Annotated in this window: 16 protein-coding genes; 3 read left to right on the top strand and 13 right to left on the bottom strand. The window is 39.6% G+C overall.

What is annotated here, in order from left to right; translation table 11 throughout:
- Positions 1–230: 230 nt before the first annotated feature.
- From Q8M41_RS09920 to Q8M41_RS09910, 3 genes are all read right to left on the bottom strand, one after another.
- Complete coding sequence (locus tag Q8M41_RS09920; protein WP_305365108.1) at positions 231–530, bottom strand: GIY-YIG nuclease family protein; 300 nt, start codon at positions 528–530, stop codon at positions 231–233.
- 355 nt (positions 531–885) lie between these two features.
- Positions 886–1,638 (bottom strand): glycosyltransferase family 2 protein, encoded by a 753-nt coding sequence (locus tag Q8M41_RS09915; RefSeq protein ID WP_305365107.1) that lies wholly within the window; start codon positions 1,636–1,638, stop codon positions 886–888.
- Positions 1,625–2,977 (bottom strand): glycosyltransferase, encoded by a 1,353-nt coding sequence (locus Q8M41_RS09910; protein WP_305365106.1) that lies wholly within the window; start codon positions 2,975–2,977, stop codon positions 1,625–1,627. Before Q8M41_RS09910 ends, Q8M41_RS09915 begins: the two co-directional genes overlap by 14 nt.
- Before the next feature lie 29 nt (positions 2,978–3,006).
- Between Q8M41_RS09910 and Q8M41_RS09905 the strand changes: the two genes are divergently transcribed.
- Positions 3,007–3,753 (top strand): bifunctional 2-polyprenyl-6-hydroxyphenol methylase/3-demethylubiquinol 3-O-methyltransferase UbiG, encoded by a 747-nt coding sequence (locus tag Q8M41_RS09905; protein WP_305365105.1) that lies wholly within the window; start codon positions 3,007–3,009, stop codon positions 3,751–3,753.
- A gap of 359 nt (positions 3,754–4,112) precedes the next feature.
- Here the strand turns inward: Q8M41_RS09905 and Q8M41_RS09900 are convergent, their stop codons facing one another.
- The 6 genes from Q8M41_RS09900 to typA all read right to left on the bottom strand — a co-directional run bounded on the left by Q8M41_RS09900 (position 4,113) and on the right by typA (position 12,305).
- A complete protein-coding gene (locus tag Q8M41_RS09900) occupies positions 4,113–5,018 on the bottom strand; it encodes a sugar transferase (protein WP_305365104.1) in 906 nt (301 codons plus the stop codon).
- 342 nt (positions 5,019–5,360) lie between these two features.
- Positions 5,361–7,655: a c-type cytochrome gene (locus Q8M41_RS09895; RefSeq protein ID WP_305365103.1), complete on the bottom strand. Its 2,295-nt coding sequence runs from the start codon at positions 7,653–7,655 to the stop codon at positions 5,361–5,363.
- A gap of 18 nt (positions 7,656–7,673) precedes the next feature.
- Complete coding sequence (locus tag Q8M41_RS09890; RefSeq protein ID WP_305365102.1) at positions 7,674–8,450, bottom strand: class I SAM-dependent methyltransferase; 777 nt, start codon at positions 8,448–8,450, stop codon at positions 7,674–7,676.
- Between the two features lies 1 nt (position 8,451).
- Positions 8,452–9,096, bottom strand: a complete 645-nt coding sequence (locus Q8M41_RS09885) for an FkbM family methyltransferase (RefSeq protein ID WP_305365101.1) — start codon at positions 9,094–9,096, stop codon at positions 8,452–8,454.
- The gene (locus Q8M41_RS09880; RefSeq protein ID WP_305365100.1) at positions 9,093–10,418 is read right to left on the bottom strand and encodes a flippase; all 1,326 of its coding nucleotides are present in this window, start codon (positions 10,416–10,418) and stop codon (positions 9,093–9,095) included. Before Q8M41_RS09880 ends, Q8M41_RS09885 begins: the two co-directional genes overlap by 4 nt.
- Before the next feature lie 75 nt (positions 10,419–10,493).
- Positions 10,494–12,305 (bottom strand): translational GTPase TypA, encoded by a 1,812-nt coding sequence (gene typA / locus Q8M41_RS09875; RefSeq protein ID WP_305365099.1) that lies wholly within the window; start codon positions 12,303–12,305, stop codon positions 10,494–10,496.
- Between the two features lie 155 nt (positions 12,306–12,460).
- Here typA and Q8M41_RS09870 point away from each other — a divergent pair, with 155 nt between their 5' ends.
- Positions 12,461–12,628 (top strand): FeoB-associated Cys-rich membrane protein, encoded by a 168-nt coding sequence (locus Q8M41_RS09870; protein WP_305365098.1) that lies wholly within the window; start codon positions 12,461–12,463, stop codon positions 12,626–12,628.
- 8 nt (positions 12,629–12,636) lie between these two features.
- Here the strand turns inward: Q8M41_RS09870 and ispF are convergent, their stop codons facing one another.
- Both ispF and porV read right to left on the bottom strand, forming a co-directional pair.
- Positions 12,637–13,116: a 2-C-methyl-D-erythritol 2,4-cyclodiphosphate synthase gene (ispF, locus tag Q8M41_RS09865; RefSeq protein ID WP_305365097.1), complete on the bottom strand. Its 480-nt coding sequence runs from the start codon at positions 13,114–13,116 to the stop codon at positions 12,637–12,639.
- Between the two features lie 4 nt (positions 13,117–13,120).
- Positions 13,121–14,275 (bottom strand): type IX secretion system outer membrane channel protein PorV, encoded by a 1,155-nt coding sequence (gene porV / locus Q8M41_RS09860; RefSeq protein WP_305365096.1) that lies wholly within the window; start codon positions 14,273–14,275, stop codon positions 13,121–13,123.
- A gap of 425 nt (positions 14,276–14,700) precedes the next feature.
- Here porV and Q8M41_RS09855 point away from each other — a divergent pair, with 425 nt between their 5' ends.
- On the top strand, positions 14,701–16,305 hold the full coding sequence (locus tag Q8M41_RS09855; protein WP_305365095.1) for an SUMF1/EgtB/PvdO family nonheme iron enzyme: 1,605 nt from the start codon (positions 14,701–14,703) through the stop codon (positions 16,303–16,305).
- A 256-nt stretch (positions 16,306–16,561) separates the two neighbouring features.
- Here the strand turns inward: Q8M41_RS09855 and Q8M41_RS09850 are convergent, their stop codons facing one another.
- The gene (locus Q8M41_RS09850) at positions 16,562–18,802 is read right to left on the bottom strand and encodes a TonB-dependent receptor (protein WP_305365094.1); all 2,241 of its coding nucleotides are present in this window, start codon (positions 18,800–18,802) and stop codon (positions 16,562–16,564) included.
- Between the two features lie 45 nt (positions 18,803–18,847).
- Positions 18,848–21,313 carry a bifunctional YncE family protein/alkaline phosphatase family protein gene (locus tag Q8M41_RS09845; protein ID WP_305365093.1) on the bottom strand — a complete coding sequence of 822 codons (2,466 nt, stop codon included), beginning with the start codon at positions 21,311–21,313 and terminating at the stop codon, positions 18,848–18,850.
- Positions 21,314–21,378: the final 65 nt, after the last annotated feature.

The following is a 21,378-nucleotide window of genomic DNA, read 5'->3' as shown; positions in this document are numbered from 1 at the left end:
GGAACCTTTATTTACGATCTCCATCAATTCCTCAACTTCTCCTTTACTGAGTTTAATTGTATATCGTATCATAACTGATTGTTTTACGAATATACAATATATTTTTATTACGTCATAATATATTTAACTTAACACTAGTATAAAAATAAATGAATCCTGCTACTTGAAACAGATTCCTCTTTGTGCCTGCCCGTCCGGTCAGGCGGGCCTCATTCGGAATGACGGTACTATCACCATTCTTTAATTTCCTCCCATAAATCTTTCCATTCAGGATTAAGCGAATTGATTAGTTGTTCTTTCTTTTCTCTTCGCCATTTCTTCAAAATTTTTTCGCGCATTATTGCTTCTTCAATTGAGAAGAAACTCTCATAATAAATGCAATCAGTTAAATTATACTTTGCAGTGAAGCTTTTGGGGAAATGGTGTTCCTTATGTTGCAATATCCTGTTATAAAGATCAGAGGTTACACCTATATACAAGGTAGTCTTATTTTTGTTGGTCATTATGTAAACTGCCCCACCTTTTTTCATTGCGAAGGTTAAGAAAGTTATAGGATATCATTAGAAAAAATTAGATTATGTAAACAACGAATGAGTAATCGGTAATATTCAGCTAATAACCGTCATTTCGATGAGCGATTACAATTATTGTCCTTAGAAATATAGTAAACGCGAAGAGAAATCTCATGGTCAAAAGCACAGCTCCCAATCAACAGATTTCTCCACACCGCGAATTACAATCTTAGGAAGAAAATACTACCGATGTGTTCGAAATGACGGATCCAAAAGCACTGCCCCCAATCAACAGATTTCTCCACACCGCGAATTACAACTTTAGGAAGAAAAAACTACTGCCGTGTTCGAAATGACGGAACCTAAAATTCCCCTAATCATTCGTCCTTCTGTGCTTCAGGTAGTAATAAGCTAAATTGCCTGCAATAACAGCATGATTAAACACATTGGGAATAAGTCCGTAATGCTTCGAAAAAATATGGAAACGCTCGATCAGACTCTGCCGATGCTTCTTCTTTGACATTCCACCGACCAGATACTTTGCAACATACATTCTTGTATTAACAATCTTTACTGCCTTTTTAGCTGCCTTAATAATCCAATCAATATCTGCACTCAATTTGTATTGGGGATCATAAGGCTCAGTCAGGGATCTGCGAATGTAAATAGCCTGGTGACTGATGCTCATTCCATATTTAAAATCTTTCCAGCTAAAATTTTCAGGAGCTTTATGCCTTCTTTGTCCCAGACTTCTCCATTCTTCATCGTACATCTCAGTCTCACCATAATAGATATCCGCGTCGGGAGCAGAGGCAAATACATTTTCAACAGTATCTGAGGCATATAATTCATCACCAGAATTCATAAACAAAATATAATCACCAGATGCCAGTGCTAGTCCTTTATTCATAGCATCATAAATGCCCTTATCCTTTTCAGAAATCAGCTTAGCCAGCCTTCCTTCATATTTTTCCAGGAGTTCCAGAGTTCCATCAGTCGAGGCACCATCAATTACCAGGTATTCAATATTAGGATAGGTTTGGTTCAACACCGAAAGAACCGTACGTTCAATATCCCGGACATTGTTATAAACAATTGTAATGACAGTTAATTTAGGTTGAAACATGATTCTTTAGCAATGATTCGTATAATTCGATATGCCGGCGTGCAATGATATGCTCCGAAAAATGATCTTCAATTGTTCTGCGGGAGTTTGCACTTAAGACCTGACGGTTGGCTGAATAAACCCATGCAATCCCGCGGGCAAGATCTGCAGAAGAACGGTATTCGGCAAGGTAACCATTTTGCTGATGCTGAACCATATCCGGGATTCCACCGGTTCTGAAAGCAACTACGGGAGTGCCGCATGCCAGGCTCTCCATTACGGTGTTGGGGAGATTATCCTCGAGTGAGGGAGCTAGAAAAACATCAGCTGCGCTGTAACACAAAGCCAGCTTTTCATCATCAGAGATAGTCCCAAGAAAAGTAGTTTTGATTGAAAAATCAGGAACGTTCTTTGCATCCCTGTTGCCAAAAATGATTAATTCCATCTGATCAGGACCAAGATCATAATTCGCGGCAAACAATTCTATTGCGTCTACTAAATAGCTTGTCCCTTTATGCATATCCATACGAGATGGCATAAAACCGCTCATCATAATGAATTTTTCAGGTGCTAAACCAAGTGCTTGTCTGGCCGAAGCTTTATCAGATGGCTTAAAAACATCCGTGTCCAGGGTATTTGGAATATTTAAAACATTCCTTGATCTGAGCAAACTGCTCATCCGAACCGAATCAGCCATCCATCTTCCGGGTGCAATGACGGTAAAATCCAGACCAGAATATGCATTTTTCTTTTGAAGCCAGATCTTATGGGAATGATCATTCTTACCAGAATTTTTCAGCACCGGGCAATTACCACATTCTTTCAAAAAATGATCACATTCATACCGCACGTGGCATCCGCCGGTAAAAGCATTGCTGTCATGGAAAGTCCATACGATAGGTTTATTCAATGCAGATAATTTAGCAAGGTCTGCAGGCCGTAAAAAAGCATGATTGATCCAGTGCAGGTGTATAATATCAGCAGATCGAAGTAGCCCAAGCTTTGAAACATGCCTGCCCCAAAGTGGAAATGAAAAAGGTATCGGCAGTGGTTTGGTAAAAAACTTAGAATAATATTGCTCGATAATGATTCCAAATGCAGTAAGCCATTTATTGAAAAAACCTTTAGATAGATTGACAACCTCCAGATTATCCCTGAACAGAAAGTTTACTGCAAGCACAGAGTCAAGCCCTTCGACTTTCAAGGCTTTATTCAGGCGCAAACAAGCCCGTCCAGCCCCGCCATTGCCGGCATATGAATTCAGATGGATAATTCTCACTATACCAAAAATACAATTCATATCGCTAACAGAAAGATTTTCAGAAAAACAAATTGCTTTCCCTGCTATTTTCACCAGCATATCTAAAATTTTGTTTTCTTTGCTGATGAATGGGAAATCAATTAACCAACAGGCAATTCTGGACTAACTATTGGGAATCTAAACCCGATCTGGCAATACAGATCGATAAGAATTACCTTTTTCATCAGCAACTGGAAAAAATAGTTAAAACAAATAAAGTTCAGACTGCAATTGAATTAGGCGGATTTCCGGGATACTATTCCATATTCCTGCATAAATACCTGGGAGTCAGAACCACTCTTTTCGATTATTTTATTCATCCCGATATTTTAAAAAAGGTCCTGAACAAAAATGGTCTGGATGAAAATGAGATCCCGGTGATTGAGAATGATGTTTTTCAGTACCATCCGGAACAGAAATACGATCTGGTGCTTTCCTGTGGTTTAATTGAGCATTTTAAGGATACAAAAGATATCATTGAGCGGCATCTTCAATTTTTAAAGCCGGGAGGTACTATGTTTATTACATTGCCCAATTTCAGAAGTGTGAATGGCTGGGTTCAAAAGACTTTCGACAGAGATAATTACGATAAACACTATATCGAATGTATGGATACCGAATATCTTGCAGCGATACTGGAAGAGCTTGGCATGAAATCCATAAAATCCTCATACTTTGGCAGATACAGTGTTTGGCTCGAAAACAAAGATCAAAAATCAGGAATTACTAAAGCGTTTATTAAAAGTATCTGGTTCATTGGGAAGGTAGCTACTACCCTGATACCTTTTGAATCAAAATTCTTATCTCCTTATATCGTTCTGGAGGCAAAAAAATAAATGGGAGAATTTTAATTTACACTTTTCAATTGGTTGTTTTTTCTAAATAAAAAATGGCACCCCTCATTGTAAAACTGCCTCCCTCTGTTGCCAGTTCCTCACCTATTGCTAAATGTTGGGCTGAAGCCCGAAAACGAACAATCTCATTAACCCCAGCTAAAGCTGGAGCCTATTGAGCAATCGTAATGATGTAATGATTGAATAAAAAATACTCAGCCTTGGAATAGCCATATCGCTCAATAGCCCGGTGCCTTAGCTCCGGGTGAAGGTGCGGTTTTCAAATCGGGCTTCAGCCCCAAACCTAAGCGAACAGAAGGGAACAATTACTGGTGCTTCAGCGCCATAATGCCGAAAAATAATCAGATACCTTTTATTTTCTGCTTCGTAAACCGCAATATCCTTTGCCATAAGCTTCCCTTGCGGGTTTTCAAAAAATTCTTGATTGCGAGATAAGTTTCCTTATTCTCCTCAATTTTTTCTGGAAAAGTTGTTACCGGAATTGGGTTGATAATCACATGATAAATATCATTCAAGCCCGAATGAATTCCTGAGCCATCATGTCCAATATTATTAACCAGGGATTTTGAAGGATTCAATGTCAAACCACCTTTGAGAAATATAGAAGCATACCAGCGTATCGCCCATGAATTGTTCCTGCCCCGCTTAAATTCAATAATCTGTTTCCAAAAATTCATAGTACCCTCAATGGAGAATTCAAGTCTCTTCTTCCGGTCGAACCGGGCGATTATCTTATTGATATCGGGTTCAAAATCCTTCCAGGCCCTATCCCAGGTTGCCCATCCCCAGCTTGTCGCGGCCCTATAAAAAAAGGTTTCGGGTAAATTTTCAGCTTTCAGCGGATACATATAAGCACCGATATGCATGACCTTTTCTTCATTCTGATACCGAACCAGGGCATCATTAAAATATTGCAGGGTATATGCCGAACTGATCAAATCATCCTCAAACACTATCACTTTACCGTATTCAGAAACCAGCAGGCTCACCCCATCTATAATAGACTCAGCAAGACCCAAATTGGTTTTTCTTTCAATCAGCTCAACAGACTTAAAGCCATCAACCAGCCTGATAATATCCCTCACTTCATCTACAAACACTTGTTGTGACGGATCTTTGGCAGCATCAGAAAAAATAAAAAGCCGCGATTCATCCGCCAACAAGTTTTGTTGCAAAAACTTTATTGTCCGCCTGGTATGCTCCGGACGGTTATAAACGAATAAAGCTATGGGAGCAAAATTTTGCATTAGATAGTATTTAGTATTTAGTACGGAACTATTAGAGTAAATTATATAAATTTTCAACTTTTAGAACAATCCCTGGGCTTCTGGCTTGTTCCCCTTTGGAAGGGGCAGGGGGAGGTTTTAATACTATTCCTCCCCCTCCAATCGCTCAGGCCTTTCGCACCCCCCTCTAAAGGTGGACAATAATCCTGCTTCTTTGTCTATTATCCTATTTTCCTTAATTCAAATATTTACCTGATTCAACGAAGTTCCCTCCTGCGTCGGGATGACATTCTACTTCACATAAAATAAACCTTAATAAAATTCTCCACTCTTAATTGTCAACTATCAATTCTCAACTCTCCATTATTTAAATTCCTTCTCCGTAAACCCCGTCTGCCTTCCTTTATATTTCAACCGTATAGCTGCAACCTCTTCTTTTGAAACTTTATCAGCTGAATTAGCCCAGGAGCCACGGATATAACTTAAAACCTGCGCAACATCCTCATCCGAAAAATTAGCATTAGAAGCAATCCCGGGCATCTCGCCGCTGACTTCCGGAACCTTGAATAACTTTTTGCTGACAGTTATCGGTCCGTTAAGTCCATAAAGAACGACTGCTGCCAGCCTTTTCTTATCCCCCGTAACCCAATCTGAGTTATTTAATGGAGGAGCCAGTCCATTAACCCCATTCCCATCAGCTCCATGGCATGCCTGACAAATACTCCGGTACAATGCAAGTCCTCTGGGGAATTCTTTTGCAGGATCGGGGGCATTGACTTTCTTTTTTGCCATATCATCGACAATCTTCTTCAGACGTTTACTTAGTACCAGACTCGTATCCTGATTTATCCCGGTAAACTCCTTATAAAAAGCAGCTTCCTTATTTTGCAGATTACTGATTACAGCGTCGGAAATAAAAACATTGCTTGCATACTTTTTGGAGAGTCCCAGCAAAAGTTTATTGGCTTCTGCCGGATCAAAGTCATTAATGTAAGGACTTACAAAAGCCAGATATGGAGCCGCAAGAGTATCATTTTCATTTAGTATTGCGATTAAGACCAGAAGAAACTCTTTGTGATTCTCCCTGTTCAAAACTGAGGGTAATACAGTTAATGCCTGCATACGCATTGCCCAATCAGTACTTTTCAAAAGGGGTAATACATCTTCCTTTTCCAGAACTCCCAGGCCCTCCATGGTCCAAAGGACATGAACCCTGCCCAGACTTTGTGAACCGGATCTCAATACCTGCCTTAAAGCAAAACCCAGACCCTTATCCTTACTGTCGACCAAAATTTGTTGAGCTTTATTACGAACCCATCCGTTTGAATCAGATAATAAGGCGATTAGTTTGGAGGGATCCTGTGGAATTTTGACACCTCTGGCCTTTTTTCCCCTGGGTAGTACTTTGTAAATACGGCCATAATTAAGGGGTTGTGTCAAGTTTCTGGCTTTGATCTCACTTTTGAGATAAGGAGTTAAATAAGTTTTATGTTGTATGATCCCACGATACATATCTACAATATATAAAGCTCCATCCGGACCAGTGTATAAACTTACTGGTCGAAACCTTTCATCTGTACTCGCCAGAAATTCACGACCAATATATGCCTGTTTACCCGCGACAAGATTGCCATCGTTACTCAGTATATTTCGTTTGATAAGATTGGCAGATGGCTCGGCAACAAATGCATTTCCATAATAATCGGAACCGAACAGGGTGCTATTAAAAATTACCGGTCCGCAAGCAGCAGTAAAATTAACCAGCTTCAAATTCTCGTCAATAATCCCCTTCATGTAAGCCCGGTTCACACCGGTATTAGGCCTGATTGGATAAACTTTATTGTTTTTGATAATGCTTTCTGAAAAGCCGGCAAGCCTTGACTGATTTGAATTTGTGGCTCCAAAACCCGGACTGAAATAATCCCCCTGAAGATTCTCGGAGTTGTTATTATAAAACAAACGACCCTGATCATCCTGTGAAATCCCCCATTGCCCCCGGAAATGGGTTCGTTCAATCAGCCATTTACTACCCTGTTTTCTATATCTTTTGCTTGATTTTGCATTATAGATCCAGTTATCTAAAGCCCTGAACAAGCCATTAGGTTGATGTTCAACATTTCCACCTTCGGCATAAGCGGCGTCAACAAGCGTCTTATTAACCGGCTTATCCTTTTTAATTTCGTAGTACCAAAGGTTTGGGGATTCAGCAACAAGAATTCCATTTTCAATGAAGCAAATAGCACGTGGAAGTACCAGGGAATCGAGAAAGATCTTCCTTTCATCCATTTTTCCATCGCCATTCCGATCAGTCAGAATGACGATCTTACCAACCGGCATATCTTCTCCAGTACCTATGGAATCGGGCATATAGTTTTCCATTTCCACAACCCAAATCCTGCCTTTATGATCAAAGCTAAGGGCAACAGGTGTATTTAAGAGTGGTTCAGTTGCGACTATATGAATATTGAAGCCTCTCTCAATCTGCATTTTTCGTATAGACTCCCGGGCAGAAAGTACCGGCGATTCAGAAAAGGCCTTTCTGATAGACAATGAATCAGCATAATAATTCCAATTTGATGATTTCCGCTGAGTACTATCGCTAAATAGTTGCAGGAAAAGGATCAGCAAAAAAGGAATTGAAAATAAGATAGTCTTCATAAAATGTGTTCTGTAGAATTAATGACTGAAGATATCCAGATCACCATTCTTTCTTAAAAATAGGGTATAAGCATTGGCAAATGATTCATTCCTTCTTGAGCCGCTTAATGAAATTATCAATTTCTTAACAAAATATTCAGCATCAATGCGAAGAGAGCTTAACAGGTTTTTAGTTTTCCCCTGATTAATAAATGTGTTGAACTTGGTAACTTCCGGCTCAATCATCGAAACCTTATCCGCTAGCACTTCAAAGCCTTCAGACTGAACCAGGAACCGGACTGAGGTAGGGGTATACATATTAATATGCCCATAATTCAAAAAATGCTTCATCCTTTTATCAACGCCATAGCGGTAATCACAGGGGACTTCAATGATTACATGTTTTGATACCCGTTTGATCTCGCGCAATAACATCCGTTCAAACTCTACATGTTCAAGAACATGGGCCAGAATAACAAGATCAAATTCATTATCGGCAAAAGGGATATGATATCCATCGAAAATATTAACCGATTTTAAATTTTTCAGTTTTCTGGAATTGAGCTGATCTACACCGCTTTGTGAGATTTCCAAAGCATGCATTTCAGGAAAGGAATTCATTCCATCAAGGTGCTGCAAGATACTTCCATCACCGGCCCCTACTTCCAGAACCTTTTTAAATTCATGCCCCTTGCAAACATCCATGATGTTTTTTGCCTTATACTTTGCGCCCAGCATCCTCCATTGTTCATCACGGCCCAGATAAAAATCATCATAGGCGCTTTTAACATCAGCGCTTAAAATCTCATTACTCATCTTAAATACCCAGGCAATTATTGTCTTTGTAAAACACTGAAGTAGACTTACGATAAAAAAGGCCGGGAGAGATGCCACTGAACGATAATTCCCTGAATTCCTCTTTCTTAAAAAAGCTGATCGCGGCAGCATAATTTTCCCGTTCTGAATCGTCGAGAACTATCACTCCCTTCTCGCTAAGTGCAGTCAGGGAATGGTAACAGCAGTTCACCCTGTCGCGGCCATCAACTATGATGATATCGAACTTCAGACCCATACTTTCAGGCATTTTGCTGTAATCCCCATCTTTCTGCAGGTCACAGAATATCATTTCAGAGTTTAGCGGTTTCGATGCTGATATTTTATCAAACCATGCCTTATCATGTTCTACAGAAACAACCTTTTGAGCCCGCTGTGCATAGTAAAAGGTTGAATTACCCGAACCAAATTCAAAAACTGTATGATCCTTTTGAATACGATCAGCTATAAAATCAATAAATGAATAGGTGACCCATGGAATAGGCTCTGAATTCCGGCCGATTGGCGATTTGGTTTCGAATGATTTAAACCAGCCTATTTCTGATAAATAACCTTTTAATCCGAAAGACAATAAGGTCTTTATTCTTGCCGGATTGATCAAACTGGTATAGGATTCCGTTTTTTTCAACGTTTTGCGATTTTTTGAATGAGTGAGATTAAAAATAAGGATTTAAGCATATTTATTCCTTGTTTTCTGGTTTCAGGAAAGACAAGGATAAAAAAAGTAGCAGAGAAGTATGCGATAAGTGTAGCAAAGGCAGCACCCTGCAGTCCGTATAAGGGTATCCAGAAAAATCCCAGAATAACATTAACCACGGCACCTGCACCAGTACGATACAAAGAATACCGGGTATATCCCTCAGCTACCAGATACTGACCACTTGCACTGCCCAGAAAAACAAAAACACCTGCCCAGATATGAATGGATAATATTTTTGCGCCCTCGGCAAACTCTGCAGCATAAAAGTACTGGTAAATATAGGTCGATGCAAAGCTCATAAATATCGCAATACTCAGGCTGATCAAAACCATCAGATCATACATATCGGTTAGTCTTTTCTGATAGCGCGGTGGATCATCCCTGCGGGCATTCATAATGGCAGGAAATACTGAAGTGACGATTGCTACAGGGATAAAATACCAGCTTTCACTCCAGTTAACTACTGTAGAGTAGATTCCAAGCGCTCCTACACCCAGAAAACTTTCTACCATGAGCTGTCCTATTTTCATATAAACAGTAACCAGAATGGCAGAAAATGCAAGCGGCCAGGAATGCTTTAATAGGTATTTGGCGAGGCTGCCTTCATATTCCCACTCTGATGTATAATTCCCCTTCGCTCTGTAAGCTATCAGATAACCTATTCCCATAATTGCGGCATCAATGAGCAAAGTCCAGATAAACCAGGCTAATGGAGCAGAAATAAAAATCAGAATTAGCTTAATTCCTGCCGACAAGAGATTTCCTGTCACCTGAACCATCATGACATATTTCCCCTGAACCCGCGATTGAAAATAGCTATCGATTATAGATAATGATTGAGTGATACCGATACAGGAAGCGATCAGAATATAACTAACAGGTATATCGCTGCTATTTCCTTTAAAGAGGGTATAAGTCAGCCAGGCAAGCGGAATAATAGCGATTCCGGCCAGAAGTCGCATACGGAAGGCAGTCCCAAGTAGCTTATTCTTTTTATCAGGTTCTGAAAGGAGTTCACGAGTTACAAATCCATCAAGACCAAGTGCTGCAGCGGCCAGAAAAAAGGTGACAAATACAAGGGGATAATTCAGCATCCCATTTGCGGTCTTACCAAGATAATTGGCAACGGCAATACCCGCAAGAATCTTAATACCCAAACTCCCCACCCTGGCAAGGAACAACCAGCCAGTGTTTTTCAGGTATTTACTAAAAGCTTGCTGGTCAAACCCGGGTACGACTGGAAACTTCATCAACACAAATATAATAGAAAAGCCCCGGATTAAATCCGGGGCTTTTCGTGTGTTATTTTAAAATATTTCGTTTGATTATTGATTCACAAACTTCTTTGCATTGATCTTACGCTCATTCTCAGTTAGATAAATCTTACGTAAACGCATACTTTTCGGAGTGATCTCAATGTACTCATCGGCCTGGATATATTCCATAGCTTCTTCCAGTGAAAACTTAACCGCGGTAGCAATACGTGCATTATCATCTGTACCTGATGCACGCATGTTGGTCAGAGCCTTACCCTTAACCACATTTACAACCAGATCATTATCACGGATATGCTCGCCCATAATCTGTCCTTCATAAACTTCAACACCCGGCTCAATGAAGAAACGGCCGCGATCCTGCAATTTATCAATCGAATATGCAGTAGTTGAACCTTTTTCCATAGATACCAAAACTCCATTCAAACGTCCAGGGATATTACCTTTCCATGGCTCATAAGCTTTAAAACGGTGCGCCATAATAGCCTCACCTGCAGTAGCCGTTAACACGTTATTACGAAGTCCGATGATACCACGTGCCGGAATTTCAAACTCAAGATGCTGAAGATCTCCCTTCGGCTCCATAATCAATAATTCACCCTTACGTTGTGTTACTAATTCAATAACTTTTCCGGAAACCTCTGCAGGTACATCCACGATAAGTGTTTCAATCGGCTCACACTTCATTCCGTCAATTTCTTTGATGATAACCTGAGGTTGTCCAACCTGCAGCTCATATCCTTCACGACGCATTGTTTCGATCAATACCGACAAGTGTAGAATTCCCCGGCCATAAACCAGATAAGAATCAGGTGAATCAGTTTCGACAACTTTCAGGGCCAGATTTTTTTCCATCTCTTTGTAAAGACGCTCACGTAAACGCTGCGAGGTTACAAATTTTCCTTCCTTACCAAACATTGGTGAATTGTTGATGGTAAACAACATATTCATTGTTGGTTCGTCGATCTTAATTACTTCAAGTTGTTCCGGATTCTCGAAATCGGCAATTGTATCACCAATATCAAAACCTTCGATTCCTACTACTGCACAAATATCCCCCGATGAAACTTCCTGTACCCTGATTTTTCCTAATCCTTCAAACGTATAAAGCTCTTTAATTCTTGATTTCTGTATCTTTCCGTCACGTTTTACCAAAGAAACAGGCTGATTTTCCTTAATCACTCCTCTTGCCACACGCCCAATTGCGATACGACCTACGAATGATGAATAATCTAACGAGGTGATTTGCATCTGAAGAGTTCCATCAAAACTTGGTGCAGGTGGAATGTGCTCTAAAATAGTATCCAGTAATGGCGTAATGTCTTCAGTCTGTACTTTCCAGTCTTCACTCATCCATCCCTGCTTTGAAGAACCGTATAAAACAGGAAAATCAAGCTGATCTTCTGTAGCTTCAAGATTGAAGAACAATTCGAAGATTGACTCATAAACTTCTTCCGGGCGACAGTTTTCTTTATCTACCTTATTAACAATAACAACCGGCTTTAATCCCAAAGAAAGAGCCTTCTGAGTCACGAAACGGGTTTGAGGCATTGCGCCTTCAAAGGCATCGACCAGGAGGATAACCCCATCAGCCATTTTCAATACCCGTTCAACTTCACCACCAAAGTCGGCGTGTCCCGGAGTATCAATAATATTAATTTTGACACCCTTATAGTTTACAGAAACATTCTTTGAAACAATGGTAATACCACGTTCACGTTCAAGATCATTGCTATCCAGTATCAGATCCCCGGTGTCCTGATTATCACGGAACAAATTAGTTTGGTGTAAAATTTTATCAACCAATGTAGTTTTACCGTGGTCAACGTGAGCGATGATCGCTATATTCCTTATTTTTTGCATTAAAAAATTACTCTTAAATTTTTTGCAAAGGTAGGATTTAATAAGCAGATTTAACCATCAATCTCCAAATAAATTGAGGATAAAATTATTTTGCAACACGGTATAATTTACCTTCGCCTGACCGGGCATTGTCAGATATTCTGTAACTTTGATTTATGGACTATCAACTGATTTTGGTTATTCTGCTATTCATCCTGGCCACTGTTTATATGGGCCGTATGGTCTATAAAAGTATGAACAGCAAAAAGGGATGCGCAAGCAATTGTGGCAAATGTGCTGCTGACTTCAGTGAGGTTAAGATTCCTGATTCAGGTAAACATTAGGGACTTCCTCAATTTTTCTCAATCAAACATACTGCATAAGCCACCAGTCCTTCCTTCCTGCCAATGAAACCCATCGTTTCATTCGTAGTTGCTTTGATGGATATATCATCTTCGCTAATCCCGGCAGCCTCAGATATTTTGACTTTCATTTCGGGAATATGTGGATTAATTTTAGGGGCTTCCAGACATAACATGGCATCGATATTTCCGACATTCCAGCCTTTCTGGTTAAGTAATTTGACACATTCCTTTAAAAGGATGAGACTGCTGATACCTTTCCAGCGATCATCTGTATTGGAAAAATGATAGCCAATATCACGAAGATTTGCTGCACCCAGCAGTGCATCACAAATAGCGTGAACCAAAACATCCGCATCAGAATGCCCGAAAGCCCCTGAATGATGTTCTAATTTAACTCCTCCTAAAATAAATGGATGATTTTCAACTAATTGGTGTACATCGAACCCAAATCCTACCCTGATCTTCATTAAACTACTTTTCGAAATTAAATACCAATGAAAAGCGCAGTGTCTGTGCTAATGGACTGGTTTGTTGATTTGCCAGCAAATAAGCGAAATCAAGATTAAATACATTGTATTTTAAGCCTGCACCGAGTGTAAGGTATCTCCTGTCACCCTTTGTGGGGGCTTCATAGAAATACCCGGAGCGAAGGGCAAATTGTTTATTGTACCAGTATTCTGTACCCAGAGAAAAGCTGATCTCACTTAATTCTTCAGAAAAACCACCCGGTGCATCACTGAAGGAACCAAAAATTGCAGCAGGCACTGAACGGTCGGGGTCTTTCCCATCAATAATATTTCCATTTATATCCCGGATAGGATTTGTTGGAACAAGTAATTTGTTCATGTCAAGAGCAACGGTGAAAGTATTCAATTCATCAAGAATAAAAGTAGAAGCTGCACCAAGTTTCATATTGGCAGGGAGAAAGGACTTTGAGCCTCCTTCGGAGTAACTCATCTTTGATCCGATATTAGACAGGTTCAAACCCAATGCAAGCTCTGCATCCTTGCCCAACATAACAGTACCTGTTTTATAATATGCAGAAGCATCTGCTGCAAGAGCGGTAGCAGGCTGTATATCCTGTCCGTTGAATTGTCCGTTACTTAAACTTGAGCGGATATATCTTAATGCAGTTCCCAGGGCAAATCCCTCTCCAAATTTTCTTGAAAAAGAACCCTCAACAGAGAATTCATTCGGGCTGTATACTCCAATATCATTCTGACTATTATCTGTTAGCTGGATGGAACCATAGGAAAAATACCTTAATGCTCCACCTATTGTATTTCTATCATCTAAACGGTGGTAGATCGTCAGGTAGCCCAAATCAACATCCGGAACCAGATTTCGAAGCCATGGTGTGTATGAAGCTGAAAGGCCTGTAGGTTTATCAAGAAATGCCAGCTTAGCCGGGTTCCAGTGCATGGAATTTGCATCAGGTGAAATTGCTACCCCCACGTCACCCATTGCACCTGACCGTGCATCGGGTGTGATCAGTAAAAACGGAGCTGCTGTCTGAATGGTATTGGTTCGCTTTCCATCTGTCTGGGTTGGCTGAGACACAGCCAAAGCAGGCACACAGACAATTAAAACGACGAAATAATTACAAAACGAGAGTTTGTTAACCATTAATTTTGAAAAAAAATCAATCAAATCTACACTTTACAGTGTTTTAAATATAGGTATTTAAAAGAATTATTTCCCAAGTAACCCGATATATTAAATGAAATTATAAAGCAAAAAATCAAATGATTAATAACAAGCAAAAGAGCTCTTCAATTTAAAAACTAATATTGTAATTAATTGATTTTCAAGATTTTAAATTGCTACAACTAAATAACTCACTATTACTCTAAAAATTGCATTGAAATAATATACAATATATAACGTTTGGAAAATGATTTAACGTATATTGATTTGTAACCTTATTCAAACTTTTTTCGTTTGACCATTAGTTAGATATTGACTTAATATAAGACAAAAAAAATCCATTGGGGATATAAGCCCAATTTTGTACTTTTAAAAAATTAATGCTCCAATTACATCGAATAGTAATGAAACGAATTTCAATTTATTCTTTAGCAGCCATAATGCTTCTTGGAATCTTATCATCCTGCAGTAAAAGTAAGACAGGCCAGTCTTCTAAAACAGGCATGGCTTATAATAATAAGAATAATGGTGGCTTTGAGGTTAACAGCAAAGTAAAGGCTGGCCCGGGCCCGGGATTGATTGCAATTGAAGGCGGAACTTTTGTAATGGGCGGAAGTTTGAATCAGGATTTAGGATATGAGTTTGATAATGTTAGACGAAGGGTAACCGTTGCGTCATTTTACATGGATGAAACTGAGGTATCGAACGTTGACTGGCTCGAGTATCTTTACTGGATCAGACGCAATTATGCCAATGATGCAGAATATTATTACAATGCACTTCCAGATACACTTGTTTGGAGACAACCTCTTTCCTATAACGAACCTTATGTTAATAATTACCTCCGTCACCCGGCCTTTCAGGATTACCCGGTTGTTGGAGTAACCTGGGAACAGGCAAATGCCTATTGTGAGTGGCGTACTGACCGTGTAAACGAAGAAATCTTAAGAAGTAAGGGTTATTTGATGGACTATAAAACATTGGCAGCCGGTGCAGGTAAAGCAGGAACGGCAGCTACTGTTTCAACATCCGCGGATCCTTTCAATACAGATATCTACCTGAACGGGCAGTATCGTGGCGAAGGAATTGATGGAAAAAAGATGAAAAAGGATTTAAACCCAAGTGCAGTAGCTACCGGTACAACTCCCAATGCAAAAGGGGTAGTCAGACCAGTACGTCTGGAAGATGGGGTATTAAAACAACCATATCGTTTACCAACTGAGGCAGAATGGGAATACGCAGCTTTGGCCCTGGCGGGTAACACTGAATACGAAAATATTGCAGACGGCAGGATTTATCCATGGAATGGCCTTGGTGTAAGATCGCCTAAAAAACGTACTCAAGGTATGATTCTGGCTAACTTTAAGCGTGGAGAAGGTGATAATATGGGTACAGGTGGCTACCTGAATGATAAAGCAGACATTACTGCACCTGTTAGAAGTTATGTACCGAATGATTTCGGTTTATATAACATGGCAGGAAATGTGAATGAGTGGACAGCCGATGTTTACAGGAAATTAAGTTTTGAAGATTTCAATGATTTCAACCCATTCAGGGGAAATGAGTTTGTTAATAAACGCTTGTCCGATAGAGACAAGGGCATTTATGCTAAAGATAAGTATGGACGTCCTATAAAAGATCCTGCTAAAACAGGCAAAAAACAAAAATGGTCTGAATTACAAAATAACGCCGCAGCTGTAGATTCATCCGCTATTGCAGGTAAACCATACAATCCTGATTTCCGTGGTCATCTGGATACTGTAGTAACCGATCTTTACGGAATTATTACACTGGTAAATGATCGTTCAAGGGTTTATAAAGGTGGATCATGGAATGACAGAGCTTACTGGCTCAATCCAGCTACCAGAAGATTTATGCAACAGGATGAAGCCAGTGCAGAAATGGGCTTCCGCTCAGCTATGACTCTGGTTGGTGCACCTGAAATTATGACTAAGGGTAAACCACAGTTTAGCCAGCCTAAATCAAAGGCTCAGAGTAAATCAAGATAAAAGCAGAAAGCCAAAAGATAAAAGCAGAAAGCCCTGAATGGTTAGCATTGGGGGCTTTCTATTTTTACAGGAAATGTGTGATTACGCAAAATAGCCATACCGACTATAGAACTACTCCATACCCAAACTATAATTATCGGATTTCAATCAATTGCAAGGGGCTTTAGCCATTTGTCCAAAATGGTAGATGAATCGGCTTTAGCAGAAATTCTTATAAATTTTATGCTTTTGGGCTTAAGCCCGATTCAATAGTTTTTCAGAAAACAAATGAAAGACTCATCCAAAGACTTCTTCCAACAGAATTTATTCCACTGCCATGTGTCCGATAATCAGCATTGAAAAGGTTTTGAGCACTTAAACGTAAATGTACATTCTCCAAAGAATATCCGGAATAGACATTTAGCACCTTCCAACCGGGTGTACCGCCTGTAGGAATCCTGTTATCATCTTTATCGCCCTGAGCCAGACGATCTTGTTTATCAGCCCAGCCCATCTCAGCTTTCATATAAAATTTATTCATTTTATATTTCATTGAAATGTTTCCATTAAAGGGAGGGACTCTTCTAAGTGGCTCTGCTTTAGAGATGTTTCGTCCATGATTAAATGAAGCAAATAAATCAAAGAACAGATTTTGTGAAACCTGAAATTCAGCAAAACCTTCTACCCCTTTAATTACTGCTTCTTCTGTATTTTCCTTCATGTAAACCTTATATCCATCAATTACCTGACCTGTTTGTACCCTGTTGATCAGATCACTAAGTTTATTTCGATATAAAGCTGTACCAAAACTAACATGCTCAGAAAAATATTTATAACCGATTTCTGAATTATAGCTCTTTTCAGGCTTGAGAGTATATGAAGGAAGTTCATATCTGAAATCTACAATACCAAGTGTTCCCATATCATCGATATTAGGAGCACGGTATCCGGTATTAAAGGAGCTGTAAATATGGTGCTTTCCAATAGAATAATTAAGTCCTGAATTCCATACAAATGCGCCAGGATTGATTTCCATCCGACCGAGGTCTTTATCTGCAATCGTTGCCTGTAACCAATTGTACCTTAATCCACCCTCAAGATTAAAATTGCCAAGCGCAAGATGATGTAGAGAATACACTGAAGTATTCGAATAGAGTGAATTATCAGGATATAAACCTCTTTGGGTGCTCACTACTCCGCTTTGAAGATTTGTTGTATTCCTGATACTGTTAACCTTGTCTCTGTAATATTCCAGACCACTGTTAACCGTCCACTTTTTACTTAGGTCAGAAAATATCTCAATTCCCAGATTAGAGGTTTTGATCCTATCTTTTTCTAAACCAAGCGACTGACTGGAATTTTTTTGACTGTTTCGTTCTTCCACGGTTGCATTTAAGGAACCTGTTACATCTATCCTTCTGAAAATTGAAGATTTCTGGTCAATACTGTATTTTAGATAGCTGAGATTCCTGCCCTGCAAACCCATTTTATTAACATTGAAATTCTCGAGCTGCACTTTATGATAAACATTGACATCCTTTTGCTGCACAAACTGATTGGCTAGAATAAGTTCGGAATTGTTAGAAACCTTAAGCTTAAATTTCAAGCTGGCATCCGATTGGGAATATCCGGATGGAGACTGTCTTCCGGTTGTGTCTCCGCCAATCAGATCTCCATAATTCTTTATTCCCAAAATTCCTGAAAGAACCATCTTACTTGTGGAATAAGACAATTCTGTACTGCCGGATTGCTCCATTTTACTGCTCCCAAATCTCCCTGAAACGCTTCCCTTGAAGGAATTTTCGGGTGTATATCCCGGATCTTTTGTAAAAATCTGTATAACCCCACCTATGGCATCAGATCCATACTGAACCGAACCACTTCCTCTCAGAACTTCAATCTTATTGACCGAAAAAGGATCAATCGTATTCAAATACTGATTTGGTCCATATCTGAAGGTGGAATTATTTAATCTGATTCCATCAATAAGGATCAATGTTTGGTTACCCGTTAAACCCCTTATAAAAGGAGAACCACCGCCATGGTTCGTCTTCTGAACAAACACACCGGGGATAATATTTAATGATTCAGGAACGGTACGTGGAATATTTTCAGATTGAGCAGGCAGATTTAATACACTGGAGGCAAAAGGCAGATGAACTGAAGAAGTATTGCGGCGTGAGGCAGATAAAATCTGTACTTCCGGAAGAGACCCTGATTGAGAAATAAGGAATATATCAAGGTTGATACCTTCATTATCCAGAATCAAAGTAGTTTGATAGGGCTCATAACCAACATAGCTTGCTTTGATGGTGTACTTGCCTGGCTGGATGTTCTGAAAATTAAATATACCTTTCTCATCTGTTGCTCCACCCATTGAGCTTGCTCCTTCAAGCCTGATGCTCACCCCAATCAATGCATCTTTTGTATTCTGCGAATATATTTTCCCCTTTATACTCTGGCCAGAAAGACTTCCGGAAAGAAATACCAAGGAAAGAAATATTAAAACTTTTGACATTATTATAGAATAAAATAAATAGAATAATTTGTGATTTAACGATAATTAGTCATCGGCTTTGTCTTTTTGCTCAAGCCTTAGAAATGCACTTCTGCGGGGAGCAGGCATTACAGAATCTTCACCCTTAACTGATTTCCAAACTACTTCATTCAGATCCAGATCAGGAGCAGCATCTTCTCTTGCGAAATTCCACTCCTGCGAGCGCTCCGCACTCTTATTCCATGCGATATTACGCTGCTTTAAGTCAACATTAGAAGGTTTTATCTTATAGGGTCTAAAATCAGGTGTTGAAGTAAAACACTCAGACATTGGAACAGCTGCCGCATCATACTGACTCATTGGAGGTAAACCAAGGATCAGCTCCATGGTTCTGAGCATTCCGGAAGTAGAATACATATTGCTATTTACTGAATTCCGTTTGGTATAGGGACTAATTACAAATGCAGGCGAGCGGTGTGCATCCACGTGATCAGGACCGTTTTGAGCATCGTCTTCCAAAACAAAAATTGCTGATTCCTTCCAGATACTGCTGTTTGAAATATGCTCCACAAGCTGACCTAATGCAAGATCATTATCTGCCACCTGAGCTGTAGGAGTTAGTTTCCCAATTCGTTGTCCACTGGTATGATCATTCCCTATCCGGATAGTATTGAATTGTGCCACCTCGTTAATTGCGAGCAATGAATCGAAATCAGATTTAAATGCAGTTATTCTGTCAATATCCATAATATCCAGATTATAAGACGGAAATTTTGTTGCGATTTTACCAATAAGCGATTCTGTTGTTGCACCATCCTTGGTAACAAATTGCCCATAACTACGGTAACTCACACCTGCACGCTTGCAATAATCCCAGATGTACCCATCCCGCGGATAAGCAATTTTGCGGCTGCCCTCATAATCATAAGTACCACCCCTGCTGCCGTAGCTGGTTGGCCATGTTTTCTCGGTATAGTCGGTTGCATAAGCAGCCATGCTCCAGTTATGTCCATCAGCACTTACCTCTGCATCTACATAAAAATTATCAAGCAGAACGAACTCCCTCGCCAATGCATGATGATTAGGTGTTACTTTCTCGGGGAAAATACAAAGCGTAGGGTCACCGTTACCTTCCTTTATATCTCCAAAAACCTGATCATACGTACGATTCTCCTTAATCACATAAAAGACATATTTAATAGGTGATTTACCCCCCTGAATATTGGGTACGGGATTATCTTTAAGGCCCTTAGAAAGAGTTTCAGTCTGCTTGCTATAAGGAGTATTGGCATACACCTGCTTTGAAAATGATTCGAGTTTTGAATCATCCGGCTGATCGATAATCGAAAGTGTTCCTTTAAATAGTCCTCCAATATATTGTACCTCCCTTTGCTCAGTGATACCGACATGTACTCCGCTATTATCGGTCTTTTTAACTGGTTGCGGACCGTATGGGTTTGCCATTGAGCTGAACCCCTTTCCATTTGATACAAATATTTTTTTCCCGGCCACCCGAACATTCGTTGGATACCAACCTGTAGGAATAAACCCTTTTGATCTGCTTTTTCCAGGTGTGGAAACATTAAATACAGCAAGACAGTTATTATCGGCATTTGCTACATAAAGTGTCTTTTCATCTTCAGAAAGTGCAAGACCATTGGTTGTTGAGCCTGTTAGTCTGGTTGGATAAAGAGCGGTAGAAATTACTTCAATTACTTTTCCGGCCTGGGTATCAATAACAGAAACTGAATTATCATTAGCATTAGCTACGAAAAGGTATTTACCGCTCCTGTTTTGAATAATTTCGTTGGGGTGATTCTCAGTAAATATTTCAGTGATTACACGATTTGTTTTGGTATCATAAACAGCAAGTTTATCTGATCCCCAAAGCGAGATGTATAATTTGCTTTTATCCGGTGATAAAAGACAATCGTAAGCCTCTGCGCCAAGATTAACTCTGTGTAAAAGTTTCTTTGTTGAGAGATCAAAAACGTAAAGCGAATTATTCTCCTTGGTTACTGTGTACAATCGTTTGCCGGCATCATCAACCTCCAAACCTGTTGGCCCAATTTTTTCGGCTGGCCAGGGCTTTCCAAGTACAATTGTATCTGCAACGGCTAATTTTTTATTAACTATTGGATATATCAGTATAATATTATCATTTGCACCCGATGCATATAACTTTTTTTCATCAGCACTGAACTTAAGTCCGTACCAGGCCTTTCCGATCGGCTGCTCATGGAGTATTTTTTCGCCTTGCGGATCAATCAGCTGAATACTGTGTTTGCTCTGTCCATTATTGGTTATAGCCATCAGTTTTTGAGATGGGGATATCTGAATGTTCAGTGGCAGATCACCTAATTGAAGTGAACGTCCGGCCGGACTTAATGACCAGCCATTTGGCAGGAGTATTTTTGAAGAATTTTTACTATTAGGAACTGTCTGGCCTATCGCTACATGGGATAAAAACAACAAACAAATAATCAATAGATCAGGTAGGAATACCCGGGGACTTTTTTTTATAAAAATCATAGCAAAAATGTATTTTTCTATTTTGTAAAAACAAGAAACTGTTAATACTTCATTCCATAAAAGAA

This window comes from Daejeonella sp., assembly GCF_030684675.1.
Classification (GTDB): Bacteria; Bacteroidota; Bacteroidia; order Sphingobacteriales; family Sphingobacteriaceae; genus Daejeonella.
This window is presented reverse-complemented; position numbering and strand designations above follow the sequence as displayed.